This window comes from Ramlibacter pinisoli, assembly GCF_009758015.1.
GTDB lineage: Bacteria > Pseudomonadota > Gammaproteobacteria > Burkholderiales > Burkholderiaceae_C > Ramlibacter > Ramlibacter pinisoli.
The window spans coordinates 695,417-718,278 of sequence record NZ_WSEL01000003.1; the positions used below are offsets into that span (position 1 = coordinate 695,417).

Below are 22,862 nucleotides of genomic sequence, written 5' to 3' on the forward strand. Positions count from 1 at the left end.
CGCTCATCCGGGCGCGGTCCTGCCATCCTCCCGGCCGTGCTGTACCTGCTGGCCATCGTCGCCGCCCTCGCCCTCGCGCTCGTCGTGGTGAACTTCGGTGCGGCCGAACGGCGCGTGCAGCGTGAGATCGACCACCTCTACACGGTCGACGACCCGCAGTTCCAGCGCGCCATGGCCATGCTGCTGGGGCCCGCCATCGTCCCGGGCAACCAGGTGCAGGAACTGGTCAACGGCGACCGCATCTTCCCGGCGATGCTGCAGGCCATCCGCGAAGCCCGCCGCACGGTGCTGTTCGAGACCTTCATCTACTGGTCGGGCGAGATCGGCACGCAGTTCGCGGAGGCGCTGTCCGAGCGCGCGCGGGCGGGCGTGCGGGTGCACGTGCTGCTCGACTGGGTGGGCAGCACCAAGGTCGACCGCGAGCTGGTGTTCCGCATGCGCGACGAGGGGGTGGAGGTGCGAATGTTCCACCCGCTGCGCTGGTACCACCTGGGGCGCATGAACAACCGAACCCACCGCAAGCTGCTGATCGTCGACGGCCGCATCGGCTTCACCGGCGGCGTGGGCATCGCCCCGCAATGGTGCGGCGACGCCCAGGATCCCGACCACTGGCGCGACTCGCACTTTCGCGTCGAGGGCCCCGTGGTGGCCCAGATGCAGAGCGTGATGCTGGCCAACTGGAGCAAGACCACCGGCCGGGTGCTGCACGGGCCGGACTACTTCCCCGAACTGCAGCCGGCCGGCGACCAGCCGGCCCAGATGTTCGCCAGCTCGCCCAGCGACGGCAGCGAACGCATGCTGATGATGGTGCTGCTGGCGATCACCGCGGCCACCCGCAGCATCGACATCGCCAGCGCCTACTTCGTGCCCGACCCGGTGGCGGTGAAATCGCTGGTGTCCGCGGTGCGCCGCGGGGTCCGGGTGCGGGTCATCACCCCCGGCCCGCACACCGACCAGGACACGGTGCGGCGGGCGTCGCGCGGCCTGTGGGGGCCGCTGCTGGAGGCCGGCGTCGAGCTGCACGAGTTCCAGCCGACCATGTTCCACTGCAAGATGATCCTGGTCGACGGGCTGCTCACCTCGGTCGGCTCGACCAACTTCGACCCGCGCTCGTTCCACCTGAACGACGAGGCCAACCTCACCGTGTACCACCCCGCCTTCGCCCGCCGCATGACCGCGGTGTTCGAGGCCGACCTGGCCCGCAGCCGCCGCACCACGCTCCAGGACTGGCAGCGGCGACCGATGTCCGAAAAGGTGCGCGAACACCTGGCCACCTGGCTGCGCCCGCTGCTCTGACCCCGGGGCGCGCCGTCGCCGACCGGCAACAGGCAGCTCCCGGCCGCCCGGCGGCGGCAGGGCGCGGGTCCGGCCGATGGGACAATCGGCCCACCGTGGACAAGCCCCTCGACTCCCTGTTCGGCGGCGCCGCCGACGAATCGCCCGCCGGCCTGGCCGCGGCGCTGGCACCGCCGGCGGCCGCAGGCCACTTCGACGAGCTGCGCGGGGCGGTGTCGGTCCCGGGGCCGGCCGGCAGCCAGGGCAAGCCGGTGACGCCCACCTGGTCGCGCTTCTTCGAGCACCTGGGCGGCGGCGGCTTCGCCGACCTCGACCAGCGCATGCTCAGCCTGTCGCGGCAGGTGCGCGACAACGGCATCACCTACAACGTCTACGCCGATGCCGGCGGCCCGCAGCGGCCCTGGTCGCTCGACCTGTTCCCGCTCATCGTCACGCCCGACGGCTGGCAGCGCATCGAGGCCGGCGTGCTGCAACGCGTGCGGCTGCTCGAGCGCATCATGGCCGACGTCTACGGGCCGCAGCGCCTGCTCGCGTCCAACCTGCTGCCGCCCGCACTGGTGCACGGACACCCCGGCTACCTGCGTGCCATGCACGGCGTCCGGCCGGCCGGCGGCACCTACCTGCACATCGCCGCCTTCGACCTGGCGCGCGACCCCGAGGGCCGCTGGTGGCTGCTGTCGCAGCGCACGCAGGCGCCCTCGGGCCTGGGCTACCTGCTGGAGAACCGGCTCATCATCTCGCGCTCGTTCCCGTCCGCCTTCCGTTCGCTGAAGGTGCAGCGGCTGGCCGCGACCTACCGCGCGCTGGTCGACGGCCTGCGCGCCATGAGTCCGGTGCCGGCGGGCGAGGCGCGCATCGTGCTGCTCACGCCCGGCCCCTACAACGAGACCTACTTCGAGCATGCCTACCTGGCGCGCTACCTGGGCCTGACGCTGGTCGAGGGCAGCGACCTCACCGTGCGCGACGACCGCCTGTACCTCAAGACCCTGCGCGGTCTGGAACCTGTCCACGGGCTGCTCAAGCGGCTGGACGACGAGTTCCTCGACCCGCTGGAGCTGCGCTCCGATTCGCGCCTGGGCGTGCCGGGGCTGCTGCAGGCGATCCGGGCCGGCAACGTGCTCGTGGCCAACGCACCGGGTTCGGCCTTCCTGGAGTCCTGCGCCCTGCTCGGCTTCCTGCCGGCCCTGGCGCGCAAACTGCTCGGCGAGGAACTGAGCCTGCCCGCCATCCCGACCTGGTGGTGCGGCGAGCGGGCGGCCCTGGAGGCCGCACTGCCGGAACTGGCCGGTGGCGTGATCAAGCCGACCTTCGGCGGCCCGGGCTCGGGCGCGGTGCTGGGCCGTTACCTCACGCGCCGCGAACTCGACGAATGGGCCGGGCGCATCGTGCGCGAGTCCGACGACCACACCATCCAGGCCTACCGGCCGCTGTCGCAGATGCCCACCTGGGCCGGCGGGCGCCTCACGCCGCGCTCGATGATGCTGCGCGTGTTCGCGGTGTCCGACGGGCCCGGTTCCTGGCGCGTGCTGCCGGGCGGGCTGACGCGCACTGCCGGCGCCGCGCTGGAGATCACCACCATGCAGCGCGGCGGCAGCAGCGCCGATACCTGGGTGCTCACCGAGGGCGAGGTCGACACCACCAGCCTGCTGCACCACGAGCACCCCGCGGTCGACGTCTCGCACCGCGGCCGCACGGTCACCAGCCGCGCAGCCGAGAACCTGTTCTGGCTCGGCCGCTACACGGAACGCACGGAGAACTCGGCGCGGCTGGCGCGGCTCGCCCTGCAATGCCTCAACGGCGAGGACCAGTCGTCGCAGCCGCTGCTGGCCTGGCTGGGCGAGATGGCGGTCGACCATGGGCTGGTGCTGCCCAACGTGCCGGCCGCCACGGCGGCCCGGCGCGTGTTCGAGCGCTCGCTGGTCGCCACCCTCGGCGACACCGACGGCGCCACCAGCGTCGCGTTCAACCTGGGCGCCCTGCGCAATGCGGCATCGGCCGTGCGCGACCGGCTCTCGCAGGAGCAGTGGAACGTCCTCGTCCGCGCCGAGCAGGCCTTCCTGCACGGCTGCAAGCAGGGTTGGCGGGATGGCGACTACTCGTCCGTCGAGGCCATCCGGCTGCTGGAATCGCTGTCCGGCGCGACGGCCGCCATGACCGGCGCGCAGACCGACCGCATGATGCGCGACGACGGCTGGCGCCTGCTGTCCACCGGCCGCCACCTCGAGCGCCTGGGCTTCCTGGCGTCGGCCCTGGATTGCGCGTTCGAGACCGGCGCCGTCTTCGACGAGGGCGGCTTCGAGGCCGTGGTCGCGCTGTTCGACAGCACCATCACCTTCCACGCCCAGTACCAGCAGCGCCACGACATCCCGGCCCTGCTCGACCTGGTGGTGCTGGACCGGGACAACCCGCGCTCGCTCGGCTGGGTGGCGCAGACCCTGCGCGGGCGCCTGGCACGCCTGGAGGGCAGCGCGCCCGGCCAGGTGCCCGGCATCGCGCTCACCGTGCCCGACCCGCGCAACTGGACGCTGGAAGCCCTGTCGGCGCACGATCGGGAGGAACGCTACGCCGGGCTGCAGGAGGTGCTGGGCCAGTGCGTCGCGGCGGCCTTCCAGCTGTCCGACGACCTGGGCGCCCGCTACTTCACCCACTCGTCCGACGCCCGCGAGAGCGTCGGCGCCTGAGCCTCCCATGCTGCTGCACGTCGTCCACGAGACCACGTACGACTACATCCCGCCCGTCAAGACGGCGCACCACGTGGCCCACCTGCGCCCCGCCGAGCGCGACGGCCAGCGCGTGCTGCGCCATTCCCTCACCATCGATCCGCAACCGGAGCAGCGCAGCACGTCGACCGACGTGTTCGGCAACCAGCGCTGCTTCTTCGGCCTGCAGGGCGCGCACGAGCGGCTGCGGGTGGTGGCCGACAGCGTGGTGGCCACCGCGGCGCCACGCGAACCGGCGGACAGCCTGCCCTGGGAACAGGCACGCGAGCGGCTGCGCTACCACCGCGGCGCCGAGTACGACGCCGCCGCCGAATTCCTGTTCCCCTCGCCCTACGTGCCGCGCCATGACGACCTGGTGGCCTACGCCCGCCCGAGCTTCCCGGCCGGCCGGCCGCTGCTGGACGCCGCGCGTGAGCTCACGGCGCGCATCCACGCCGACTTCGCCTACGTCTCGCAGGCCACCGACGCCAGCACGCCGGCGCTGGAGGCGCTGGCGCTGCGCAAGGGCGTCTGCCAGGACTTCGCCCACGTCATGCTCGGCTGCCTGCGCAGCCTGGGCCTGCCGGCGCGCTACGTCAGCGGCTACCTGCTCACCGAACCGCCGCCCGGCCGGCCCCGCCTGGTCGGCAGCGACGCCTCCCATGCCTGGGTGTCGGTGTACCTGCCCAGCGAGCACGGCGCCGGCAGCTGGGCCGACCTCGACCCGACCAACGACCGCGCGCCGGGCGAGGACTACGTGACGCTGGCAGTGGGCCGCGACTACGCCGACGTGTCGCCGATCCGCGGGGTCATCCATGGCGGGCACCACCACACGCTGGATGTTGCGGTCACCGTGACGCCGCTGCCGGACGCCGGCGGCGCACCTACAATCGCCGACCCCAATCCCGAGGAGACCCCATGAGCGTCTACGACAAGCTGAAGGACCTGGGCATCGCGCTGCCCCCGGTCGCCACCCCGGCCGCGGCCTACGTGCCCTTCGTGCAGACCGGCAACCTGGTGTTCCTGTCGGGCCACATTGCCAGGCGCGACGGCAAGGCCTGGGTCGGCCAGCTCGGCAAGACCATGGGCACCGAGGAAGGCAAGGCGGCCGCCCGCGCCATCGCGGTCGACCTGATGGGCACGCTGCAGGCGGCGGTGGGCGACCTGAACAAGGTCAAGCGCATCGTCAAGGTGATGAGCCTGGTGAACTCCACGCCGGAGTTCACCGAGCAGCACCTGGTGACCAACGGCGCCAGCGAACTGTTCGCCCAGGTGTTCGGCGATCGCGGTGCGCATGCGCGCAGCGCCTTCGGGGTGGCCCAGATCCCGATGGGCGCCTGCGTCGAGATCGAGCTCATCGCCGAAGTGGGCTGAACGGCGGGAGCGGAGCGCCTGGCGCGAAGAGCGCGCCAGGAATCCCGGTGGCGACGGTCACCACTTGGGCGCGAGGCGCTCGCCGGGCAGCACGTCGTACGGGTCGGCCCAGCCGGGGACGGCCTTCAGCCGCTGCACCCAGGCGGCAATGTTCGGGTACACGCCCTCCACCGGGTAGCCGCTCTCCTCGACCGGGAAGAACAGGTAGCCGGACAGCGACAGGTCGGCAATGGTCGGGGCATCCCCGACCATGAAGGCGCGGCCGGCCAGGTGCTTGTCGACGATGGCGAAGGCGGCGTCGAGCCGGCCCTTCAGCCACGCCATCACTGCCGGATCGGGCGCGGCCGGGCCGAACGCCTTCAGGAAGCGGTAGGTGGCGAAGTAGCTGGTGAACTTGTGGTTGTCGAACAGCAGCCAGCGCAGCACCTCGTAGCGCTCGTCGGCGTCGCGGCCGCCGAACGCACCGTGGCGGTCGGCCAGCCAGGTCAGGATCGCGCCCGACTGCGCCAGGCGCCGGCCGTCCACTTCCAGCACCGGCGCCTCGCCCATCGCATTGACGGTCTCGCGCCAGTCGGGCCGGCGGGTGGCGCCGTGCATGAAGTCGACGAACACCGGCTCCCACGGCTGGCCCAGCGCCCGCAGCAGGAAAGCGACCTTGAACGTGTTGCCGGACTGGCAGAAGCCGTGGAGTCGGTACATCGCGGGGCCCCTCCCCGGGCCGGTGGTCAGGAACGGTTGGCCGGGATGGCGTAGGTGCCCACGGCGTGCGCCACGGGCTCGGGCAGCCCTTCGGAATAGAGCGTCACCTCGCCGACGGCCAGCGTGCGCCCGAGCTTGAGCAGCCGGCAGACCCCGACGATGCGGCGGTCGGCCGATGGCTTGCGCATGAAATTGAAGCTCAGGCTGGTGGTGACGGTGAGCGGCACGATGCCGATCTCGGCCAGGATGGCGACGTACAGCGCGACGTCCGCGGTAGCCATCATCACCGGCCCCGACACCGTGCCGCCGGGGCGCAGTTCATCCGGGCCGACCTCGTGCGCCACGGTGGCCGCCATGCCCCCGGCCTCGACCAGCCGCACCCGCGTCTGCGGGAATTCCTTCGCGATGAAGCTCGCGATCTCGTCCTTGCTTGCCATGACCGGAGTGTGCCTCAGCACGCGTAGGACGGCCGGAAACGCTGGTCGCCGCGCGGCACGGCGGTGACATGCGACGCCCGCGCCGCCAGCTGCACGCCGTGCGGGAACACGAACACCGCGTCCCAGGGGCCGGGGCCGTCGAACGGCAGTTCCAGCCGCGTGAGGCGCGAGACCGAGTCGCTGAGCCAGCCGTCCACGAGGCGGCCGAAGCAGGCGGCGGGGTCGCCGGTCCAGGTGGCGCCCTGCAGCAGCAGGTCGAAGTCGAGCAGGTAGCCCGCCTCGCCGCTGCCGCCGGACGGTTCGACCGCGGCGGCGGCGAAGCGCACCCGCAGCCCGTCGCCCAGGGCGTCGATGCCGGCGACTTCCGAATCGGCGAACACCAGCTGCATGGTCCGTCCCGGCTCAGTGGCCCGCCACCAGGGCGGCGCCCTTCTCGCCGATCATGATGGCGGCGGCATTGGTGTTGGTGGAGACCATCGTGGGCATCACCGACGCGTCGATCACCCGCAGCCGCTCGACCCCGCGCACCCGCAGTTGCGCGTCGACCACCGCCCGTTCGTCGCTGCCCATGCGGCAGGTGCCGGTCGGGTGGAAGACGGTGCCGCCGCGGCTGCGCGCGAACTGCTCGAGATCGGCGTCGCTGCGCGACTCGTTGCCGGGCAGGTATTCGTCGTCCGTCACCAGATCGCGGAAGGACGGCTGCAGGTAGATCGCGCGCAGCATCCGCAGCCCGCTCGTCAGGACCTTGATGTCATGCGGATGCGTGAGGTAGTTGGAGACGATGCGCGGCGGGGCCAGTGGATCGGGCGAGCGCACCTGCACCGTCCCGCGCGAGAGCGGCCGGCACTGGGTGGCCGAGGCCGAGAAGCCGGAAAACCGGTGCAGGGGATCGCCCGGCTTGTCGACCGACAGCGGCATGACGTTGAACAGCACGTCGGGGCGGCCGCCCTCCGCATGCTCGCTGCAGACCATGCCGCCGACCTGCCCGGCCCCCACGGTCAGGGGGCCGCTTTGCCGCAGCAGCCAGCTGGCGCCCATGCCGGCCAGTGCGAGCGGGTTGCGCACCTGGTCGTTGAGCGACATCCTGTGGCGCAGCTTGACGATGACGCGGGCCTGGTAGTGGTCCTGCAGGTTGGCGCCGACCTCCGGCGCGTCCACCTGCACCGCGATCCCGTGGCTGCGCAGCAGGTCGGCGGGCCCGATGCCGGACAGTTGCAGCACCTGCGGCGACTGCAGCGCACCGGTCGCCAGCAGCACCTCGCGGTCGGCCTGCGCGCTTCGCAGCTCGCCCTTCTCCAGCCACTCGACGCCGGTGGCAGCGCCGCGCTCGACCCGCACGCGCGTGACGTGCACGCCGGTGCGCACGGTGAGGTTGGGCCGCCGGCGCACGGGCGCGAGGAAGGCGGTGGCGGCATCGCAGCGCCAATGGCCGCGCAGCGTGAGCTGGTAGGCGCCCAGTCCCTCGGTGCGCGCGCCGTTGAAATCGGGATTGCGGCCATGGCCGGCCTCGACGCCGGCCTCGATCCAGGCCTGGCAGTACGGGTGGTCATTGCGCAGGTCGGAGACGCACAGTTCGCCCTCGGCGCCGTGGTACTCGCTGGCCCCGCCCTGGTAGCGCTCGGACCGGCGGAAGAACGGCAGCACCTCGCGGTAGCTCCAGCCCGCGGCGCCCAGTCGCGCCCAGTCGTCGAAGTCGGCGTGCTGGCCGCGGATGTACAGCAGGCCGTTGATCGCGCTGGAGCCGCCCAGCACCCGGCCGCGCGGCCAGACGATCTCGCGGTTGGCGGTGGCCTCCTGCGGCTCCAGCGGGAATTGCCAGGAGAAGCGCGGGTCGTAGATGGTGCGGAAGTAGCCGATCGGCAGCCGCAGCCAGAAGTGGCCGCCCTCGCCGCCTGCCTCGAGCAGCAGCACCCTGCAGGCCGGGTCGGCGCTCAGCCGGTTGGCCAGGACGCAGCCGGCCGAGCCGGCGCCGACCACGATGTAGTCGTACCCCTCGGCCCCGCGACCCTTCATGCCTGCACGGTGTCGAGGAAGGGCTTGGCGTCGAAGTACTCGGATGCCTTGACCGCATTCTGGATGCCCCCGGTGGCGACGAAGAAGTCGGTCACCTGCTGCAGCCACTTCGTCACCGTGCCGTCCTGGTAGCGCGTGCGCCACTCGGCATTGGTGTAGTACTTGGACGCCTTGAACTGCTCCTTGAAGTCGGGCAGCGGCACGTCCTGGTACTGCGCCTTCTGCAGCATCTCGGCGGCCTCGTCGGGCTTGCCCGTGATCAGGGCGTTGGCCTCGGCCCAGCCGGCGATCAGCTTCTTGATGACGGGCTGGTTCTTGTCGTAGAAGTCGTTGCGCGCGGCCCAGCCGCCCATGATGGCGGCCTGCGGGAAGAAGGCCGACGCGTCCACCAGGCGGCGCGCGTTGGGCAACTGCTTCTTGATGACCGAGTCGAACGGCACCCACAGCGCGACGGCCGGAACCGCGCCCGAGATGAAGGAGCTGACGGCCTCGGTCATCCGCTGGTTGACCAGCTTGACGTCCTTCGGGTCCACCTTGGCCGAGCGCAGGGCGGTGTCCAGGAACACGTGGGCGGTGGTGCCGGTGGTGGTGGAGATCTGCTTGCCCTTGAGGTCGGCCAGGGTCTTGATGCCGGCATCCTCGCGCACCCACAGCTGCGCCGTGGCGTACTCGATGTTGTTCATCAGGAAAGCCTTGCCCTGCCCGCGCGCCGGGAAGTTGGACAGCACGGCACCGGTGGCCAGCACGTCCAGGCTGCCGCCGATCATGGCCTGGAACAGCTCCAGCCCGGTGGTGAACTTGACCATCTCCAGGTCCAGGCCCTGCTTGGCGAAGCTGCCGGTCTGCTGGCCGATCCAGATGTGGCCGTCGACGGCCGGCGTGTGCAGGTAGCCCACCTTCACCTTGGTGCGCGCCTGGGCGAAGGACGGGAGCGCGGCGGCGCCCAGCGAGGCGGCGGCTGCCGCGCGAATCAGTTGCCTGCGTTGAAGGGCCATGGGGTGTCTCCTCGGGTGGAAAAGGTGGGCGGGCTCAGTCGGACATCCGGACGGCCTGGCGGGCCTGGGCGGCGTACTCCTGCATGACCAGGTCGCGGATATGGGCGCGCAGCTCGCCGAAGCGCGGATCCTCGTGCACGGCCTCGGCGCGCGGATAGCCGAACGGCACGTCGATGATGGTGCGGATGCGCGCCGGCCGCGCGGTGACGACCACGATCCGGGAGGACAGGTAGATGGCCTCCTCCACCGAATGCGTGATCAGCAACACCGTCTTGCCCTCGCTCTGCAGGACCTCGAGCAGCAGGTCCTGCATGGCCGAGCGGGTCTGCGCGTCGAGCGCGCCGAACGGCTCGTCCATGAGCAGGAACTGCGGCCGCACGGCATAGGCGCGCGCGATCGCCAGGCGCTGCCGCATGCCGCCGGACAGGTGCTTGGGGAAATGGCTGGCGAAATCGGACAGGCCCATCAGCCGCATGTAGCGCGTCACGGTCTCCTCGCGCTGCGCCGCCGGCACCTTGCTGGCCGACAGCTTCAGGCCGAACTCGATGTTCTGCCGCACCGTCAGCCAGGGGAAGACGCCGTACTCCTGGAAGATGACGCCGCGATCGGGCCCGGGCCCCACGACCGGCTTGCCATCCAGCAGCACGCGTCCCTGGGTCGGCTGCACGAAGCCGCCGACGATGTTCATCAGGGTCGTCTTGCCGCAGCCGGACGGCCCGATGATGGACACGAACTCCCCGTTGCGGATGTCGAACGACACGTCGTCGAGCACGCGCATGGGGCCGCGCGCCGTCGGGAAGTCGACCGAGACATGCTCGAAGCGGATGCGCGCCGGCGCGGTGGCGGCCTCGGCGGGATCCGGGTGGGGTGCGACGAGGCTCATGCGATGCGGTCCTGCCAGGCGACCAGCCGGCGGGTGGCGGCACGCAGCGCCAGGTCCATCGCCAGGGCGATGAAGCCGATGCAGATGATGCCGACGTAGATGGTGTCGAGCTGGAAGAAGGCCGACGCGTCCTGGATCAGCGCCCCCAGCCCCTGCTGCGCGGCGATCAGTTCCGATGCGACCAGGGTGGCCCAGGCCACGCCCAGGGCGACGCGCACCGCGGTCAGGATGTGCGGGATGGTTAGCGGCACGATCACCTTGCCGAAGATCTCCAGGTCGGTGGCGCCCAGAGTGCGCGCCACCTTGATGAAGATCGGGCTGATCTGCGCGATGCCCTCGTACATCACGATCACGCCGGCGAAGAACGACGCGTAGAACAGGATCACCGTCTTGGCGGTCTCGCCGATGCCGAAGTACACGATCACCAGCGGGATCAGCGCGATGGGGGGCAGTGCGCGGAAGAAATTGATGACGGGATCGATCAGGCCGCGCAGGCCCCGGTACCAGCCGAGGCAGAACCCCACCGGCACGGCCAGCGACACCCCGAGCGCCACGCCCAGGAAGACCCGCTGCGTCGACATCCACATGTCGGCGGCCAGCCGGCCGCGCGCGAGTTCCAGGAATTTCGCCAGCACGGCGTGCGGCGCGGGGACCAGCGCGGGACTGACCAGGCCGCTGGCGCGGACGGCGTACCAGGCCAGCAGGATCAGGAGCCAGGGCGCGAGGACCAGGCCGACGCGGCCGAGAAGGCGGCGCGCGCGCGGCACGGGCGCCGGCGCGGCCAGGTCGGCGGAGGTGACGGTTGTCATGCGGATGGATCTGCCCTTGGCGGCGTGCGGGAACGCCCCTGTTGTCCTAACGTTCTATCCATAGTACCTTTCCGGCCGTGGATCCGTCTCCGTTCTTTCCCTGACGATGCAGCGTACCGCGCCCTCGCGGGCAGGCCGCGCGTCCGGCCCGCCTGTCCGTGCCAGCACCCGCGACCGCGGCGGCCCGTCGGCGCCGCGCTTTCTCGACAGCGCGGTGCCCCGCTACCTGCAGCTGGCCGACCTGATGCGCCAGCGCATCGCGCGCGGCACCTGGCCGCACGGGCACCGGCTGCCGTCGCTGGAGGCGCTCATCGACGAGTTCGGTGTGGCGCGCGTCACGGTGCGGCAGGCCATCGACGTGCTCGCCCGCGAAGGGCTGGTGTCGCCGCAGCAGGGCCGGGGCACCTTCGTCACCGGCGCACCCAGCCGCGAACGCATCATCAACGTGGTCACCACGCTCGCCGAGCTGGCGCGGGTGTACGAGGACACGCAACCGCGCATCGTGAACATCGACGAGTCGGTCGGCTCCCCGCCGCTGGCCGGCGACGAAGGAACCGCGGCGCCCTCTTACGCCTTCATGCGCCGCGTGCACCTGCGTGCCGGCAAGCCGTATTGCGTGATCAACATCTGGCTGGACGAGCGCATCTTCCGCAAGTCGCCGGCCGCCTTCCGCAGCCAGACGGTGATCCCGCTGCTGTCGGCGATGAAGGGCCTGCGCATCGCCACGGCCCACCAGGTGCTCACGATCGCGAGCGCCGACATGGAAGTCGCCGGGCTGCTCGAACTGCCGATGAATGCCCCCGTCGCCGAGGTGCGCCGCGTCTTCAAGGACGAGGCCGGCACGGTGATCTACCTGGCCGACGTCACCTACCGCGGTGATGCGATCCGGCTCGAAATGGACCTGAAACCGTGACCCTTGCGCCCCTGCCCGCCGCTCCCGTCCAACTTGCACGCGTCGAGGCCTTCGTCTTCCGCTGCCCGATCGAGACCCCGGTGCGCACCTCGTTCGGCACCATGCACGACCGGCCGGCCGTGTACGTGCGCGCCGAAGATCTCGACGGGGCGGTCGGCTGGGGCGAGATCTGGTGCAACTTCCCGTCGTGCGGCGCCGAACACCGGGCCCGCCTGCTGGAGTCCGTGCTGGCACCGCTGGCCACCAGCCGCGCCTTCACCGGTCCGGCCGAGGCCTTCGCCTGGCTCACCGACCGCACCGCCGTGCTGGCCATCCAGTCCGGCGAGCACGGCCCGATGGCCCAGGCCATCGCGGGCATCGACCTCGCCCTGTGGGACCTGTGCGCGCGCCGCGCCGGCCAACCCCTGTGGCGCTACCTCGGAGGCGGCCACGATGCCGTGCAGGTGTACGCGAGCGGGATCAATCCGGACGGCCCCGAAGACGTGGTCGCGGCCCGCCGCGCCGAGGGCTACCGCGCCTTCAAGCTCAAGGTCGGCTTCGGCGAGGACCGGGACCTGCGCAACCTGGCCGTCGTGCGCGAGATGCTGGGGTCCGGGATGCCGTTGATGGCCGATGCCAACCAGGGCTGGACGCTCGACGAGGCCTGCCGCATGGCACCTCGCCTGGACGGCTTCGGCCTCGGCTGGCTGGAGGAGCCCCTGCGCGCCGACCGGCCCTGGACCGAATGGCAGCGGCTGGCCGGCGCCACCTCGATTCCGCTGGCCGGCGGCGAGAACGTGCTGGGCCACCCGGCCTTCGACGCCGCCATCGGCTCGGGCGCGCTGGCGGTGCTGCAGCCCGACCTGGCGAAGTGGGGCGGCATCTCCGGTTGCTGGCCGGTCATCGGCCGGGCGCAGGCGGCGGGCCTGCGTTACTGCCCGCACTTTCTCGGCGGCGGCGTCGGCCTGCTGGCCTCGGCCCACGTGCTGGCCGCGGCGGGCGGCGACGGCCTGCTCGAGATCGACGCCAATCCGAACCCGCTGCGCACGGTCCTGGCGGGACCGCTGGCCAGCATCCGCGAGGGAGGCTGCCGCCTCGGCGACGGCCCCGGCATCGGCGTGCAGCCGGACCTGCAAGCGCTCGCGGACGTGGCGGCGCGCGGCTGCTGACGCGCCGCGGCGCCGCGCGCGCCCCGCCTCACTCCACCCGGTCGATCGAGGTCGGCTCGAACGTGAAGTTGCCCGGCTTGCCCTTGCGGCCACGCGCGCCGAGGGCGTTGTTCAGCGACCGGATCTCCAGCGTCTCGTCACGCTCCTTGCCGCGGAACGTGCCGCGGATCACCACGCTGCGGGTGTAGGCGGCCGCGCCGGCCAGCGTCTCCTTGGCGTCCAGGTCCATGAGCAGCAGCCCGCGGCCGCCGTTGGCCTGCTGGCGCAGCTCGGCGATCGGGAAGGTGAGGATGCGGCGCGCCGTCGAGACGCAGGCGACGTGGCTGGCCGGCGCCTGCGGCGGCACGTTGGCCGGCGAAGGCCGGCACAGCGCCTCGCCGGGTGCGCAGCTGACGAAGGTCTTGCCGCCGCGCTGGCGCGAGACCATGTTCTCCACCGTGGCGATGAAGCCATAGCCGCCGCTGGTGGCCAGCAGCAGCCAGGCCTGCGGCGTCCCGGCGAAGTAGTGCACGACCTGCGTGCCCGACTCCAGGTCGATGAAGGTGGTGACGGGCTGGCCGTCGCCGCGCGCGCCCGGCAGCGTGGAGACCGCGATCGAGTACACGCGGCCGTTGCTGCCGAAGGCCAGCAGGGTGTCGACGGTGCGGCATTCGAAGGTGCCGTACAGCCCGTCGCCGGCCTTGAATGCGAAGCTGGCCGCCTCGTGGCCGTGGCCCTGGCGGGCCCGCACCCAGCCCTTCTGCGACACGACGACGGTGACCGGCTCGTCGACCACGCGCACTTCGGCCACGGCGCGCTTCTCGGCCTGGATCAGGGTACGGCGGGCGTCCTGGAACTGCTTGGCGTCCTGCTCGATCTCCTTGATCATCAGCCGGCGCAGCGTGGCGGGGCTGCCGAGGATCTCGTCGAGCTTCTTCTGCTCCTCGCGCAGCTCCTTGAGCTCCTGCTCGATGCGGATCGCCTCCAGCCGTGCCAGCTGGCGCAGGCGGATCTCCAGGATGTCCTCGGCCTGGCGCTCCGACAGCCGGAAGCGGTCGATCAGCGCCTGCTTGGGCTCGTCGCTGGCGCGGATGATGGCGATGACCTCGTCGATGTTCAGCAGCACCAGCTGCCGCCCCTCGAGGATGTGGATGCGGTCCAGCACCTTGGCCAGCCGATGGCGCGAGCGCCGCTCGATGGTGCGGTGGCGGAACTCGATCCACTCGGCGAGCATCTGGCGCAGCGACTTCTGCACCGGCCGGCCGTCCAGGCCGACCATCGTCAGGTTGATCGGGGCCGAGGTCTCCAGGCTGGTGTGCGCCAGCAGCGTGGTGATCAGGTCGGACTGCTCGATCCGGCTGGTCTTGGGCTCGAACACCAGGCGCACCGGGGCATCCTTGCTCGACTCGTCGCGCACCGCGTCCAGCACCGACAGCACCGTCTGCTTCAGTTGCAGCTGGTCCTGCAGCAGGGCCTTCTTGCCGGCCTTGACCTTGGGATTGGTGAGCTCCTCGATCTCCTCGAGCACGCGCTGCGAGCTGACGCCAGGCGGCAGCTCGTGCACCACCAGCTGCCACTGGCCGCGCGCCAGCTCCTCGATCTTCCAGCGCGCGCGCACCTTGAGCGAGCCGCGGCCGCCGCGGTAGGCCTCGGCGATGTCGGCCGCGCTGCTGATGATCTGGCCGCCGCCCGGGTAGTCGGGGCCGGGCACCAGCGCCAGCAGTTCGTCGTCGGTGAGCTTGGGGTTCTTGACCAGCGCCACGCAGGCGTCGGCGATCTCGCGCAGGTTGTGGCTCGGGATCTCGGTGGCCAGGCCGACCGCGATGCCGCTGGCGCCATTGAGCAGCGTGAACGGCAGCCGCGCCGGCAGCTGGGTGGGCTCCTGGGTGCTGCCGTCGTAGTTCGGGTTGAAGTCGACCGTGCCCTCGTCGATCTCCTCCAGCAGCAGGTTGGTGATGCGGGCCAGGCGCGCCTCGGTGTAGCGCATGGCCGCGGCGCCGTCGCCGTCGCGGCTGCCGAAGTTGCCCTGGCCGTCGATCAGCGGGTAGCGCTGGGCGAAGTCCTGGGCCATGCGCACCAGCGCGTCGTAGGCGGCCTGGTCGCCGTGCGGGTGGAAGCGGCCGAGCACGTCGCCCACCACGCGGGCGCTCTTGACCGGCTTGGCCCCGCCCGCGCCGCCGAAGCCCAGGCCCATGCGCCACATCGAATAGAGGATGCGCCGCTGCACCGGCTTCTGGCCGTCGCAGACGTCGGGCAGCGCCCGTCCCTTGACCACGCTGAGCGCGTATTCGAGGTAGGCACGCTGGGCATAGGTGGCCAGGTCCAGCTGGGTGTCGTCGCCGCCGTCGGCGGGCGTGATCAGTTCGTCTTGGTCGTCCATCACGGTGTCGTCGAAAGGTCTCGGTGGTCGCCGGCGGCAGCGCCTGCCTCCGGCATCGGGCCGGCGCCCATGGCGGCGGGCGGCCCGGTCCGGGCGTCCAGCGGCAGGTTGCCGCGGCCGGCGGCGCCGCCGCGCACGGGCGACAGCTCGGCCCGCACCCGGGCCGGCGCCGGCCGGGCGGCTACCGACGGCGGCTTGAGCATGGTGTACAGCTGCAGCACGGTCTTGACGTAGTTCTGGGTCTCGCGGAAGCCCGGCACCCGGCCGCCGGCGCGCTGCACGGCACCCTCGCCGGCGTTGTAGGCGGCCAGGGCGAGTTCGAGGTTGCCGGGATACAGGTCCAGCAGGTAGCGCAGGTAGCGCGAGCCGATGCGGATGTTGGTGAGCGGGTCGGTCAGCTTCCGGTCCAGCGGGATGCGGCGGTCGCCGGAGACGCCGTAGCGCTCGGCCGTGGCGGGCATGAGCTGCATCAGGCCCACCGCCCCCTTGGGCGACACGGCGGCCGCATCGAAGCCCGACTCGGTGGCGATGAGCGCCTGCAGCAGCTCGTAGTCGATGCCGTGGGTGAGCGAGGCCTCGCGCAGGTGGTGCTTGACCTGCTTGTAGGCCGGCGACACCTCGAAGTAGGCGATGAGGCGGGAGGTCGACGAGGTGGGCACCGCCACCGGCCGCGGCGTGCGGTCCGGCAGGCCGTCGGCGGTGTCGTAGCTCTCGCCGCCGCGATAGAACAGCTCGTAGCGCTCGTCCAGCTTCTCGGCGGCGAAGTGCGCCACGCCGTTGCGGTCGACGTAGCCCCAGACATCGGCCCGCGCGGCACCGGCCGCGGCAAGGGCCAGCGCCAGGCCGGCGAACGCGACGCGCAGCGCCTTCATGCGGGCAGCTCCAGCCCGGCGGCGCGGCGCTCGGCGAACTCGGCCTGCAGCATCGACAGCACGACCAGCGACTCCCAGCCGTCGGCGCCACGCACCGACTCGCGCAACAGGCCTTCCTGCACGAAGCCTTCGGTGTCGTACAGGCCCTTGGCGCGCACGTTGTGGGTGCGCACGTCGAGCCAGAAGCGGTGCGCTCCCAGGTCGTCGAAGGCGATCTTCTTGGCCACCCGCAGGGCGGCGCGGCCGATGCCTTGGCCCTTGGCCTGCACCACCATGCGCTTGAGTTCGAGCGACTGGTTGCGGCTGCGGCAGCCGATCAGGATGAGGAAGCCGGCCGCGTCCAGGCCCTCGCCGGCTTCGACGATGAAGTGCCGGAAATCGGGAAACCGGATCGCGGCCTCGTGCTGGGTGCGCTCCCAGGGGATGATGAACGGCAGGTTGGCAGGGTCGTTCTCGAGCGTCAGCACGTAGTCGAGATCGCTCTGCATGGTGGGGCGCAGGCGGACGCGGCTCATCGCAGCAGCGGGTGGAACCCCAGCAGGAGGAACCCGGGGCAGCCGGCGAGCCGGCCCAGCGCCCAGGCCATCAGATATCGATCTCCACCGCGTCGCCGTGGAGTTCCATCAGCTCGCGGCGGGCGGCGGCCTCGCCCTTGCCCATGAGCCGCATCATCAGGTTCTCGGTCGCGGCGGGGTCGACCTTGCCGACGCTGACCGGCAGCAGGCGGCGCGTGTCGGGGTTGAGCGTGGTCTCCCACAGCTGCTCGGCGCTCATCTCGCCCAGGCCCTTGAAGCGGCTGATGGTCCAGGCGTTCTCCTTGACGCCCTCCTTGCGCAGCTTGTCCAGGATGGCCGTCAGCTCGCCCTCGTCGAGTGCGTACTGCTTGCCGGCCGGCTTCTTGCCGCGCGCCGGCGTGTCGACCCGGAACAGCGGCGGGCGGGCGACGTACACGTGGCCCGTCTCGATCAGCTTGGGGAAGTGGCGGAAGAACAGGGTCAGCAGCAGCACCTGGATGTGCGAGCCGTCGACGTCGGCGTCCGACAGGATGCAGACCTTGCCGTAGCGCAGGCCGGACAGGTCGGGCGTGTCGTTCGGGCCGTGCGGGTCGACGCCGATGGCCACCGCGATGTCGTGGATCTCGGTGTTGGCGAACAGGCGGTCGCGCTCGACCTCCCAGGTGTTGAGCACCTTGCCGCGCAGCGGCAGCACGGCCTGGCATTCCTTGTCGCGGCCCATCTTGGCGCTGCCGCCGGCCGAGTCGCCCTCGACCAGGAAGACCTCGTTGTGCGAGATCTCCTTGCTCTCGCAGTCGGTGAGCTTGCCCGGCAGCACCGCGACGCCCGAGCCCTTGCGCTTCTCGACCTTCTGGCCGGCCTTCTGGCGCGACTGGGCCGCCTTGATGGCCAGCTCGGCCAGCTTGCGGCCGTAGTCCACGTGCTGGTTGAGCCACAGCTCCAGCGCCGGCCGCACGAAGCTGGAGACCAGCCGCACGGCGTCGCGCGAGTTGAGGCGCTCCTTGATCTGGCCCTGGAACTGCGGATCCAGCACCTTGGCCGACAGCACGTAGGAGGCGCGGGCGAACACGTCCTCCGGCAGCAGCTTGACGCCCTTGGGCTGCAGCGAGTGCAGCTCGATGAAGCTCTTGACCGCGTTGAACAGGCCGTCGCGCAGGCCGCTCTCGTGCGTGCCGCCGGCGCTGGTGGGGATCAGGTTGACGTAGCTCTCGCGCACCGGCGCGCCCTCGTCGGTGAACGCCACGCACCAGGCCGCGCCCTCGCCCTCGGCAAAGGTCTCGTTGCTGTCGGCGTAGCCCTCGCCCTCGAACAGCGGGATCACCGGGTCGGCCGGCAGGGTCTGCATCAGGTAGTCGCGCAGGCCGCCCTTGTACTGCCAGCTCTGGGTCTCCTTGGTCTTCTCGTTGGCCAGGTAGACCGCCACGCCGGGCATCAGCACCGCCTTGCTGCGCAGCAGGTGGGCCAGCTCGGCCAGCGGCAGCTGGCTGGACTCGAAGTACTTGGCGTCGGGCCAGACCCGCACCGTGGTGCCCTGGCGGCGGTCGCCCTCGCCGGCCTTGCGCAGCTTCAGGTCCTCGATGACGTCGCCGCCGGAGAACACGATGCTGGCGACCTGGCCGTCACGGTGGCTGGTGACTTCCAGCCGCTTGGCCAGCGCGTTGGTGACCGAGACGCCCACGCCGTGCAGGCCGCCGGAAAAGCTGTAGGCGCCGCCCTTGCCCTTGTCGAACTTGCCGCCGGCGTGCAGGCGGGTGAACACCAGCTCGATGACCGGGGCCTTCTCCTCCGGATGGAGGCCGAACGGGATGCCGCGGCCGTCGTCCTCGACGCTGACCGAGCCGTCGGCGTGCAGGGTGACGCGGATGCGCTTGCCGTGGCCGGCGAGCGCCTCGTCGGCGGCGTTGTCCAGCACCTCCTGCACGATGTGCAGCGGGTTGTCGGTGCGGGTGTACATGCCCGGTCGCTGCTTGACGGGCTCGAGGCCCTTCAGGACCCGGATGGATCCTTCGGAGTAGTCGGGGACGGTGGACGGTCGGCTTGCCATGGAGCGCGGATTGTATGTCCGAGCCCCATTCTTGCCTGTATGGATATCCAGCATGGCGCCATCGATGCTGGAAGCGCATCAATCAGGGCCTGAACTCTCATGGGGTTTCCGGGCCGCCGACGGTCGTCCCGGCGGTCGATTCGCTACGATCGACCGATGCCTTCCGCCCCCCTTTCCCTGCGCCAGGTCCTGGTCTGCGGCGCCGCCGTCGTCACGCTCTCCATGGGCATCCGCCACGGCTTCGGCCTCTGGCTGCAGCCGATCACCCAGGCCCAGGGCTGGACGCGCGAGACCTTCGCCTTCGCCCTGGCGATCCAGAACCTGGCCTGGGGCTGCTTCGGCATCTTCGCCGGCATGGTGGCCGACCGGTTCGGCGCCTTCCGGGTGCTGGTGGGCGGCAGCATCCTGTATGCGCTGGGGCTGGCGGGCATGGCGCTGTCGCCGACGCCGCTGGTGTTCTCGCTCACCGCCGGCGTCCTGATCGGCGCCGCCCAGGCCGGCACGACCTACGCAGTGGTCTACGGGATCATCGGCCGGCAGGTCGACCCGGCCCGGCGCTCGTGGGCGATGGGCGTCGCCGCCGCGGCCGGTTCGTTCGGCCAGTTCCTGATGGTGCCGGTGGAGGGCTTCCTGATCAGCAGCCTCGGCTGGCAGCAGTCGCTGCTGGCGCTGGGTGCGGTGGTGCTGCTCGTCACCCCGCTGGCCCTGGGCCTGCGCGAACCCGGCTTCGGCGGCGCCCACGCGCCCCGGCGCGAACAGACCATCGGCCAGGCGCTGCGCGAGGCGTTCAAGTACCCGAGCTTCCAGCTGCTGATGGCCGGCTACTTCGTGTGCGGCTTCCAGGTCGTGTTCATCGGCGTCCACATGCCCAGCTACCTGAAGGACAAGGGCCTGTCGCCCCAGGTGGCCAGCTACGCGCTGGCGCTGATCGGCCTGTTCAACGTCTTCGGCACCTACATCGCCGGCTCGCTCGGCCAGCGGATGGCCAAGCGCAAGATCCTGGCCTTCATCTACCTGGCCCGCGCGGTGGCCATCGCCGCCTTCCTGTGGGCGCCGCTGTCGCCGCTGTCGGTCTACGTGTTCGCCGCCACCATGGGCCTGCTGTGGCTGTCCACGGTGCCGCCGACCAATGCCACGGTGGCCCAGATCTTCGGCGTCGCCCACCTCTCCATGCTGGGCGGCTTCGTCTTCTTCAGCCACCAGATCGGCTCCTTCATGGGCGTCTGGCTCGGCGGCCTGCTGTACGACCGCACCGGCAGCTACGACATCGTCTGGTGGATCTCCATCGCCCTGGGCGTGTTCGCCTGCCTGGTCAACCTGCCGGTGCGCGAGGCGCCCATCCTGCGGCAGCCGGCCGCCCAGCCGGCCTGACGCCATGGCTCCGCTGGCCCGCCGCCTGCTGCCCTGGGCCGCCGCCGTGGCGGTGCTCGTTGCCGTGTTTGCCCTCTACACCCAGCCGCAACTCATGGTCATGCTGTCGGAGCAGCTCTGGGCCTGCTTCCGCTGACCTTCCGATGACTATCTACGTGATCACCGGCGCCTCCGACGGCATCGGTGCCGAACTGGCGCGCCAGCTGGCCGCGCGCGAGCGCGGGGGCGCCACCCTGGTGCTGGCCGCCCGCAGCGCCGACCGGCTGGCCGACGTGGCGGCGCAGTGCGAGGCCCAGGGCGCGCAGGCGCTGGCGGTGCCCACCGACGTCAGCCGCGAGGCCGACTGCCGCGCCCTGGTGGACACGGCCGCGCAGCGGTTCGGCGGCATCGACGTGCTGGTGAACAACGCCGGCGTGTCGGCCCACGCCCTGTTCGAGGAGGTCGGCGCCGACGACCTGCACTGGTACCAGGACCTGATGGCCATCAACCTGTGGGGCAGCGTCTGGTGCACCCACGCCGCCCTGCCCCACCTCAAGGCGTCGCGCGGGCGCATCGTCGCCGTCTCGTCGCTGGCGGGCCTGGTCGGCGTGCCGGGGCGCACCGCCTACAGCGCCTCCAAGTTCGCCATGACCGGCTTCTTCGAGGCCCTGCGCACCGAGCTCAAGGCGGCAGGGGTGACGGTCACCATCGCCTACCCGGGCGTGGTGGCCACCGAAACCCGGCGCCGCGGCTGGAACGCGCAGGGCCGGCCAGCCGGCCGCAGCGGCCTGAAGGAGGACGCCGCCATGCCGGTCGACGTCTGCGCCCGGCTCATCCTGGAAGGCCTGCTGGAGCGCCGCCGCGAGGTGGTGATGACGGCCCGCGGCAAGCTCGGCCGCTTCCTGAAGCTGCTGGCGCCGGGCAAGGTCGAGGACATGGCGCTGGCGGCGCTGGCCGCCGAGGCAGGGTCGCGGTGATGCCGCATGGAACCCAGGAGGCCTCGCCGTGGGTGCGGCGCTGGAGCGACCTCGTGCCGGCCGGCGGCGCCGTGCTGGACGTCGCCTGCGGCCATGGACGCCACGTGCGCTGGTTCTCGCAGCTCGGCCATCCGGCCACCGGCATCGACCGTGACCCCGACGCCATCGCGGCCATTCGGGGCACGGCGCGGGCCATCCAGGCCGACATCGAGGGCGGCCCCTGGCCCCTGCCGGGCGAGACGTTCGCCGCCGTGGTCGTCACCCATTACCTCTGGCGGGCGCTGCTGCCCACCCTGGTCGCCAGCGTGGCCCCCGGGGGCGTACTGCTGTACGAGACGTTCGCCCAGGGCAACGAGACCGTCGGCAAGCCGTCCCGGCCCGATTTCCTGCTGCGCCCGGGCGAACTCCTCGAGGCCTGCCGCGGCCTGCGCGTGGTGGCCTACGAGGACGGTTTCCTCGACGCGCCCGAGCGCTTCGTGCAACGCATCGCCGCGGTTCGCGAGCCGGTCGGGAACGTACCGGCCCGCTACCCGCTCTAGGTAGAATCCGCCCTTTCGGACGAACCCGACAATGACTCCCATCACCGGCAGCATCGTGGCACTGGCCACCCCGATGCACGACGACGGCAGCGTGGACTACCCCACCCTGCGCAAGCTGATCGACTGGCACGTCGCCGAAGGCACCGACTGCATCGGTGTGGTGGGCACCACCGGCGAATCGCCGACGGTGAACGTCGAGGAGCACCAGGAAATCATCCGCGTGTCGGTCGAGCAGGCCGCCGGGCGCCTGCCCATCATGGCCGGCTGCGGCGCCAACTCCACCGCCGAGGCGATCGAGCTGGCGCGCTTCGCCAAGAAGGTCGGCGCCGACTGCCAGCTGCAGGTGGTGCCCTACTACAACAAGCCGACCCAGGAAGGCCAGTTCCGCCACTTCAAGGCCATCGCCGAAGCGGTGGGCGACCTGCCGATGGTGCTGTACAACGTGCCCGGCCGAACCGTCGCCGACATGCAGCACGACACGGTGCTGCGGCTGGCCCGCGTGCCCGGCATCGTCGGCATCAAGGAGGCCACCGGCAACATCGAGCGCGCGCAATGGCTGCTGCGCGAGGTGCCCAAGGGCTTCGCCGTCTACTCGGGCGACGACCCCACCGCCGTGGCCCTCATGCTGTGCGGCGGCCAGGGCAACGTGAGCGTCACCGCCAACGTGGCGCCGCGCCTCATGCACGAGCTGTGCGTGGCCGCCGTGCGCGGCGACGCGCGCCAGGCGATGGAACTGCAGAACCGGCTGCTGCCGCTGCACCGCCACCTCTTCGTGGAAGCCAACCCGATCCCGGTGAAGTGGGCGATGGCGCGGATGGGCCTGTGCGGCCCGACGCTGCGCCTGCCGATGACGGACCTGCTGCCCGCCAACCATGCCGTGGTCGAGGGCGCATTGCGCGAGGCCGGGCTGCTGGCCTGAACGAATGACAAGGACGACAAC

At 71.4% G+C, this 22,862-nt stretch carries 22 protein-coding genes; 11 read left to right on the forward strand and 11 right to left on the reverse strand.

Features of this window, described 5'->3' with window-relative positions; genetic code table 11:
• Positions 1 to 36: 36 nt before the first annotated feature.
• From cls to GON04_RS04505, 4 genes are all read left to right on the forward strand, one after another.
• Complete coding sequence (gene cls / locus GON04_RS04490; protein WP_181653886.1) at positions 37 to 1,296, forward strand: cardiolipin synthase; 1,260 nt, start codon at positions 37 to 39, stop codon at positions 1,294 to 1,296.
• A gap of 95 nt (positions 1,297 to 1,391) precedes the next feature.
• Complete coding sequence (locus GON04_RS04495; protein ID WP_181653887.1) at positions 1,392 to 3,977, forward strand: circularly permuted type 2 ATP-grasp protein; 2,586 nt, start codon at positions 1,392 to 1,394, stop codon at positions 3,975 to 3,977.
• 7 nt (positions 3,978 to 3,984) lie between these two features.
• Entirely contained in the window at positions 3,985 to 4,917 is a 933-nt protein-coding gene (locus GON04_RS04500; RefSeq protein ID WP_157396762.1) for a transglutaminase family protein, read from the forward strand.
• Positions 4,914 to 5,369 (forward strand): RidA family protein, encoded by a 456-nt coding sequence (locus GON04_RS04505; RefSeq protein WP_157396763.1) that lies wholly within the window; start codon positions 4,914 to 4,916, stop codon positions 5,367 to 5,369. Before GON04_RS04500 ends, GON04_RS04505 begins: the two co-directional genes overlap by 4 nt.
• Positions 5,370 to 5,426: 57 nt before the next feature.
• Here the strand turns inward: GON04_RS04505 and GON04_RS04510 are convergent, their stop codons facing one another.
• Genes GON04_RS04510 through GON04_RS04540 form a run of 7 tightly spaced genes read right to left on the reverse strand, consistent with a single transcriptional unit; the run spans position 5,427 to position 11,205 of the window.
• Positions 5,427 to 6,068: a glutathione S-transferase family protein gene (locus GON04_RS04510; protein WP_157396764.1), complete on the reverse strand. Its 642-nt coding sequence runs from the start codon at positions 6,066 to 6,068 to the stop codon at positions 5,427 to 5,429.
• 26 nt (positions 6,069 to 6,094) lie between these two features.
• Complete coding sequence (locus tag GON04_RS04515; RefSeq protein ID WP_157396765.1) at positions 6,095 to 6,505, reverse strand: PaaI family thioesterase; 411 nt, start codon at positions 6,503 to 6,505, stop codon at positions 6,095 to 6,097.
• A 14-nt stretch (positions 6,506 to 6,519) separates the two neighbouring features.
• Positions 6,520 to 6,894, reverse strand: coding sequence for a hypothetical protein (locus tag GON04_RS04520; RefSeq protein WP_157396766.1), 375 nt, complete (start codon positions 6,892 to 6,894; stop codon positions 6,520 to 6,522).
• Positions 6,895 to 6,907: 13 nt separating this feature from the next.
• On the reverse strand, positions 6,908 to 8,518 hold the full coding sequence (locus GON04_RS04525; protein WP_157396767.1) for a GMC family oxidoreductase: 1,611 nt from the start codon (positions 8,516 to 8,518) through the stop codon (positions 6,908 to 6,910).
• On the reverse strand, positions 8,515 to 9,513 hold the full coding sequence (locus GON04_RS04530) for an ABC transporter substrate-binding protein (protein WP_157396768.1): 999 nt from the start codon (positions 9,511 to 9,513) through the stop codon (positions 8,515 to 8,517). Before GON04_RS04530 ends, GON04_RS04525 begins: the two co-directional genes overlap by 4 nt.
• Positions 9,514 to 9,547: 34 nt before the next feature.
• Positions 9,548 to 10,396 (reverse strand): ABC transporter ATP-binding protein, encoded by an 849-nt coding sequence (locus tag GON04_RS04535; protein WP_157396769.1) that lies wholly within the window; start codon positions 10,394 to 10,396, stop codon positions 9,548 to 9,550.
• Positions 10,393 to 11,205 (reverse strand): ABC transporter permease, encoded by an 813-nt coding sequence (locus GON04_RS04540; protein WP_157396770.1) that lies wholly within the window; start codon positions 11,203 to 11,205, stop codon positions 10,393 to 10,395. The genes GON04_RS04535 and GON04_RS04540 overlap by 4 nt, the downstream gene beginning before the upstream one ends.
• Before the next feature lie 106 nt (positions 11,206 to 11,311).
• On the opposite strand from GON04_RS04540, the gene GON04_RS04545 reads away from it, so the two are divergent.
• Together GON04_RS04545 and GON04_RS04550 are read left to right on the forward strand one after the other, a co-directional pair.
• Positions 11,312 to 12,118: a GntR family transcriptional regulator gene (locus GON04_RS04545; RefSeq protein WP_157396771.1), complete on the forward strand. Its 807-nt coding sequence runs from the start codon at positions 11,312 to 11,314 to the stop codon at positions 12,116 to 12,118.
• On the forward strand, positions 12,115 to 13,266 hold the full coding sequence (locus tag GON04_RS04550) for a mandelate racemase/muconate lactonizing enzyme family protein (protein WP_338050888.1): 1,152 nt from the start codon (positions 12,115 to 12,117) through the stop codon (positions 13,264 to 13,266). Before GON04_RS04545 ends, GON04_RS04550 begins: the two co-directional genes overlap by 4 nt.
• A 28-nt stretch (positions 13,267 to 13,294) precedes the next feature.
• Here the strand turns inward: GON04_RS04550 and parC are convergent, their stop codons facing one another.
• The 4 genes from parC to GON04_RS04570 form a co-directional block, all read right to left on the reverse strand.
• Entirely contained in the window at positions 13,295 to 15,625 is a 2,331-nt protein-coding gene (gene parC, locus GON04_RS04555; protein ID WP_157396772.1) for a DNA topoisomerase IV subunit A, read from the reverse strand.
• Complete coding sequence (locus GON04_RS04560; RefSeq protein WP_157396773.1) at positions 15,625 to 16,497, reverse strand: lytic transglycosylase domain-containing protein; 873 nt, start codon at positions 16,495 to 16,497, stop codon at positions 15,625 to 15,627. Before GON04_RS04560 ends, parC begins: the two co-directional genes overlap by 1 nt.
• Positions 16,494 to 17,012 carry a GNAT family N-acetyltransferase gene (locus GON04_RS04565; protein ID WP_157396774.1) on the reverse strand — a complete coding sequence of 173 codons (519 nt, stop codon included), beginning with the start codon at positions 17,010 to 17,012 and terminating at the stop codon, positions 16,494 to 16,496. The genes GON04_RS04560 and GON04_RS04565 overlap by 4 nt, the downstream gene beginning before the upstream one ends.
• A gap of 70 nt (positions 17,013 to 17,082) precedes the next feature.
• Positions 17,083 to 19,056, reverse strand: coding sequence for a DNA topoisomerase IV subunit B (locus GON04_RS04570; protein WP_157396775.1), 1,974 nt, complete (start codon positions 19,054 to 19,056; stop codon positions 17,083 to 17,085).
• A gap of 156 nt (positions 19,057 to 19,212) precedes the next feature.
• Here GON04_RS04570 and GON04_RS04575 point away from each other — a divergent pair, with 156 nt between their 5' ends.
• The 5 genes from GON04_RS04575 to dapA are packed head-to-tail and all read left to right on the forward strand — an operon-like array spanning position 19,213 to position 22,841.
• The gene (locus GON04_RS04575; RefSeq protein ID WP_157396776.1) at positions 19,213 to 20,427 is read left to right on the forward strand and encodes an MFS transporter; all 1,215 of its coding nucleotides are present in this window, start codon (positions 19,213 to 19,215) and stop codon (positions 20,425 to 20,427) included.
• Positions 20,428 to 20,431: 4 nt separating this feature from the next.
• Positions 20,432 to 20,563, forward strand: a complete 132-nt coding sequence (locus tag GON04_RS27025) for a hypothetical protein (protein WP_255481813.1) — start codon at positions 20,432 to 20,434, stop codon at positions 20,561 to 20,563.
• A gap of 7 nt (positions 20,564 to 20,570) precedes the next feature.
• Complete coding sequence (locus GON04_RS04580; RefSeq protein ID WP_157396777.1) at positions 20,571 to 21,383, forward strand: SDR family oxidoreductase; 813 nt, start codon at positions 20,571 to 20,573, stop codon at positions 21,381 to 21,383.
• On the forward strand, positions 21,383 to 21,922 hold the full coding sequence (locus tag GON04_RS04585) for a class I SAM-dependent methyltransferase (RefSeq protein ID WP_157396778.1): 540 nt from the start codon (positions 21,383 to 21,385) through the stop codon (positions 21,920 to 21,922). Before GON04_RS04580 ends, GON04_RS04585 begins: the two co-directional genes overlap by 1 nt.
• A gap of 31 nt (positions 21,923 to 21,953) precedes the next feature.
• Positions 21,954 to 22,841 (forward strand): 4-hydroxy-tetrahydrodipicolinate synthase, encoded by an 888-nt coding sequence (gene dapA / locus GON04_RS04590; protein WP_157396779.1) that lies wholly within the window; start codon positions 21,954 to 21,956, stop codon positions 22,839 to 22,841.
• The last annotated feature ends 21 nt before the right edge of the window (positions 22,842 to 22,862 follow it).

Coding starts and splice junctions, on each gene's coding strand:
- GON04_RS04500 (WP_157396762.1), top strand. CDS start 3,985: ATGCTGCTGCACGTCGTCCACGAGACCACGTACGACTACATCCCGCCC.
- GON04_RS04505 (WP_157396763.1), top strand. CDS start 4,914: ATGAGCGTCTACGACAAGCTGAAGGACCTGGGCATCGCGCTGCCCCCG.
- GON04_RS04510 (WP_157396764.1), bottom strand. CDS start 6,068: ATGTACCGACTCCACGGCTTCTGCCAGTCCGGCAACACGTTCAAGGTC.
- GON04_RS04515 (WP_157396765.1), bottom strand. CDS start 6,505: ATGGCAAGCAAGGACGAGATCGCGAGCTTCATCGCGAAGGAATTCCCG.
- GON04_RS04520 (WP_157396766.1), bottom strand. CDS start 6,894: ATGCAGCTGGTGTTCGCCGATTCGGAAGTCGCCGGCATCGACGCCCTG.
- GON04_RS04525 (WP_157396767.1), bottom strand. CDS start 8,518: ATGAAGGGTCGCGGGGCCGAGGGGTACGACTACATCGTGGTCGGCGCC.
- GON04_RS04530 (WP_157396768.1), bottom strand. CDS start 9,513: ATGGCCCTTCAACGCAGGCAACTGATTCGCGCGGCAGCCGCCGCCTCG.
- GON04_RS04535 (WP_157396769.1), bottom strand. CDS start 10,396: ATGAGCCTCGTCGCACCCCACCCGGATCCCGCCGAGGCCGCCACCGCG.
- GON04_RS04540 (WP_157396770.1), bottom strand. CDS start 11,205: ATGACAACCGTCACCTCCGCCGACCTGGCCGCGCCGGCGCCCGTGCCG.
- GON04_RS04545 (WP_157396771.1), top strand. CDS start 11,312: ATGCAGCGTACCGCGCCCTCGCGGGCAGGCCGCGCGTCCGGCCCGCCT.
- parC (WP_157396772.1), bottom strand. CDS start 15,625: ATGGACGACCAAGACGAACTGATCACGCCCGCCGACGGCGGCGACGAC.
- GON04_RS04560 (WP_157396773.1), bottom strand. CDS start 16,497: ATGAAGGCGCTGCGCGTCGCGTTCGCCGGCCTGGCGCTGGCCCTTGCC.
- GON04_RS04565 (WP_157396774.1), bottom strand. CDS start 17,012: ATGAGCCGCGTCCGCCTGCGCCCCACCATGCAGAGCGATCTCGACTAC.
- GON04_RS04570 (WP_157396775.1), bottom strand. CDS start 19,056: ATGGCAAGCCGACCGTCCACCGTCCCCGACTACTCCGAAGGATCCATC.
- GON04_RS04575 (WP_157396776.1), top strand. CDS start 19,213: ATGCCTTCCGCCCCCCTTTCCCTGCGCCAGGTCCTGGTCTGCGGCGCC.
- GON04_RS27025 (WP_255481813.1), top strand. CDS start 20,432: ATGGCTCCGCTGGCCCGCCGCCTGCTGCCCTGGGCCGCCGCCGTGGCG.
- GON04_RS04580 (WP_157396777.1), top strand. CDS start 20,571: ATGACTATCTACGTGATCACCGGCGCCTCCGACGGCATCGGTGCCGAA.
- GON04_RS04585 (WP_157396778.1), top strand. CDS start 21,383: ATGCCGCATGGAACCCAGGAGGCCTCGCCGTGGGTGCGGCGCTGGAGC.
- dapA (WP_157396779.1), top strand. CDS start 21,954: ATGACTCCCATCACCGGCAGCATCGTGGCACTGGCCACCCCGATGCAC.